The organism is Desulfovibrio sp. 1214_IL3152 (assembly GCF_036763055.1).
Lineage (GTDB): Bacteria > Desulfobacterota > Desulfovibrionia > Desulfovibrionales > Desulfovibrionaceae > Desulfovibrio.
Map to the genome: position 1 here is coordinate 1 of NZ_JBAIYW010000290.1, position 3,214 is coordinate 3,214.

Consider the following 3,214-nt stretch of genomic DNA (forward strand, 5'->3'; position numbering starts at 1 on the left):
TCCCGGCTTTCGCGGGTGATGCGGGCCACGGCCTCCACGGGGTGCAGCACGCCGGTGGACGTTTCGGAAAGCTGAATAAGCACGCCGGCGATGGACGGGTCAGCCTTGAGGGCTGCTGCCACATCTTCGGGATTGACGGCCTGACCCCACGGCACAGAGATGGACTGCACCTCCAGCCCGCGCGAAAGGGCTATTTCCATCCAGCGCTGGCTGAACTTGCCGCCGTCCACCACCAGAACCTTCTGTCCCGGCGCAAAAAGATTGTATACGGCTGCCGTCATGGCTCCCGTGCCGGAACAGGAGAGGGGCAGCACTGTGCCGGAAGTGCCGAAAAGCGTTTGCAGGCTTTGTTGAACCTGCCCCATGATCTCTTTGAACTCGCTTTTGCGATGGTGGATCATGTCCCGGGCCAGAACAAGGCGCACGCGTTCGGGCAGAGGCGTGGGGCCGGGGGTGAGCAGGCGAAACTTGTTAAGCATGTGGCTGTTCCTTTCCTTGTGTTTGCGTTCCGGGAATGCTTTTTGTGTAATGGTAGTGTATTACACGTTTTTTGCCGCCTCCTGCCACCGTTTCCCCGTTGTGCGCCCAAGGTTCCGCAAGCCGCCAGGGGTTGCTTGGAAGCGGTTTTGCGCTGAAACGGCTTTGATGGCTTCGCGGCCAGGCGTTCGCCACAAAGACGCAGCGCGTGTGGTTTGCGCGGGTAAACGCCAAAGTGGGCGTCAAAAAAATTGAGAATGTATATTCTCAAAGTTAATTTGCTCTAGGGGTTGCAACAGTCTGCGCCCACAGGGCTTTTGCGTCAAGCCCGCATGCTCTTCGTGTGGATCGGCCGGCGCCTGATCTCGCTTGTCCGGCTTGCCGGTGGCAGCAGCAGAAGGCACGCTTCTGCTGCTGCGGATTTTTTATTGCTCGGAGCTTACAGCCTGTATGGCTTCAAAAGTCAGCTTCTGGGCTTCCATCTGCTCGGCCAGGGCGCGATCTCCCGGCTTGGCAGTAACGGTAAGCAGCATGCCGGGATTGTCCAGCAGGGAAATAAGATCAAGCACAAGGGCCGTGTGTCCGGGCGTGGTCTGTATTTCGAGGTTGCCCGGTCGGGCGGCAAAGGTTTGCAGGCTGCGGCGTATGGCGTCGTTTTTCTGGTCGTTCTTGACGCCCGGCAGTGCTGCCAGGGCGTTAAGGGCGCCCACGGCCTGAGGCACGTTGGTGGAAATGTTCAGTCCAAGCCAGGCCATAAACCCTTCATCCCGGTACTTCAGGCTGAAATCGCTGAAGCTCTGTGTAAGCAGCCCTTCCATCATGTTTGTGCCGGGCTTTTCATTCAGCTTCACTTCGCAGTCAAGCACGCCCAGGCCGGCGGCGGCGACCGATGCCATCTGATGGCTGACGGTTCCGGTGGAGCGGGTTTCAAAGGCCATATCCATGTTCAGCGGGGGAAGGGTCATATCCAGCAGGGCGTAGAGCAGGCTGGAGGGGGCCGCAAAGCCTTTGACGCTGCTTTTGGTATGGGGGGGCGTGTTGGAGAGCCATTCAAAAAGCACTTCCTTGATCTGCACCGAGCTTGTTTCCACGGCAAAAGCCATATCCGTGACATGGGCCTTGCGCAGCAGGGGCGGCTCTGCCTTGAGCATGGCTTCCATAAGCGGCATGATCTGGTTAAGGGCCTCTTCGGGATCAGCCTGCCGGGTGGCTTCCATTATCTGCCGCAGCAGGTCTTCATCGGGCAGGGTCAGTCCTTCCTGGACGATATGGCCGATGCTCATGCCGGGGGTGTTGTCCACACGCATTTCCAGTCCGTCCAGGACGATGCTTTCAATGGTGCGTCCCTGCCAGCCGCGCATGCGCGATTCCTTCACGGTCAGCCGCACGGAACCGTCGGCTCCCGGGGTGTCCATAGTGACGAAGTGGACCTGGGTATTGTTCGCCCCCATATTGTAGGTGGCGGCCACCATGTCGACAGGCTCGCCTTTTTCCAGTGTCTGCCGAATAAGAAACGGCATGGCCCGAACGATGTCGATTTCTTCGCGCTGCACAGTAACCCTGTTGCCGGGGGCGGTCATGACAAGATTGCGCATCACCACATTTTCAGCCACGTCAATCATGTCCTTGCCGTCAAGCACCATGTCGCGCAGCGGGGTGAAGGCCAGGAGGGTACGCAGGGGAAGGCGGAAGGAAAGTTCGGCGATCTGCCATGTTTCCGGTCCCTGAGGGCGTTCGCCCTGGAGGCTCAGGCCCCGGATGGATATCTCGCGCGACAGGGGCGAGAACTGTATCTGGTCGGCCGAGGCCGCATAGGCGCTGCCCTGGGGGCTTGTAGTCATATTGCCGAGGGCGTTGAGGGTCTGCTCCTGAATGACAGAACGCAGGCCAAAGCCCAGTGCGGCCAGACCGCCCACGACCAGGACGGCCAGGACGACCAGGGTTGTAAGCAACTTTTTCATAGACAGGTATTTCCCTTATGTGTTTGACATGGCGCGCATGCCGTACGGCCGCGCTTTTTGCCATGAGGTTTGCCTGTGCAAGACCGCCGCATCAGTCCACACGGTGGTGGCATCCCAGGCTGGCGCGGTTGCGCATGGCCGCCTGAATGATGACGTAGGCCGTCTGTGAACCGTGAAAAAGGTCCACCAGGCGTCGTGAAATGCGGGTATACTTGTAAAAGTCGTGGATATGCCGCACAAGGTCGCGCATGTCTTCAAAGGCCCGGCGCAGGCGTGCCTCTGTGCGCGAAATGCCCACATAATTCCACATGGTGTTGCGAATGTTTGTCCAGTCCTGAGCCACCAGGGCGGGGTCATCGCGTCGTTCGTCCCCTTCGTGCAGCCAGTCGGGAATGGCGGCGGCCAGGCTTTTGGGCAGGCCGCTTTCGGCCTTGAGACGGCGGCTCAGGTCTTTGCCGCAGCTAACGCCCCACACCAGGGCCTCAAGCAGTGATGTGCTCGCCAGGCGGTTGGCCCCGTGCAGCCCAGTGCAGGCGCATTCGCCGATGGCGTAAAGACCGCGCATGGATGTGCGCCCGCGTTCGTCGGTGAGCACGCCGCCGCAGAAATAGTGGGCGGCAGGAACAACGGGGATGGGTTCGCGGCGGATGTCGATGCCCGCCTCAAGACATTTCTGGAAAACCGTGGGAAAGCGCGTGGGCAGGTCCTGTTTTACACCGCTCACGTCCAGGAAAAGGCAGGGAGCGCCGTTATGCAGCATTTCGTGCATCATGGCC

General features: G+C 59.9%; 3 protein-coding genes. All 3 read right to left on the reverse strand.

Annotation, left to right across the window (positions count from 1 at the left end; all coding sequences use genetic code 11):
* A partial coding sequence (locus V6C07_RS06205; protein ID WP_333535489.1) for a pyridoxal-phosphate-dependent aminotransferase family protein occupies positions 1–479 on the reverse strand: 479 nt, incomplete at its 3' end.
* A 423-nt stretch (positions 480–902) separates the two neighbouring features.
* Positions 903–2,438, reverse strand: a complete 1,536-nt coding sequence (locus V6C07_RS06210) for a hypothetical protein (protein ID WP_333535490.1) — start codon at positions 2,436–2,438, stop codon at positions 903–905.
* Positions 2,439–2,529: 91 nt separating this feature from the next.
* Positions 2,530–3,214, reverse strand: a 685-nt coding sequence (locus tag V6C07_RS06215) for an FAD-binding protein (protein WP_333535491.1), incomplete at its 5' end; no start/stop codon positions are given.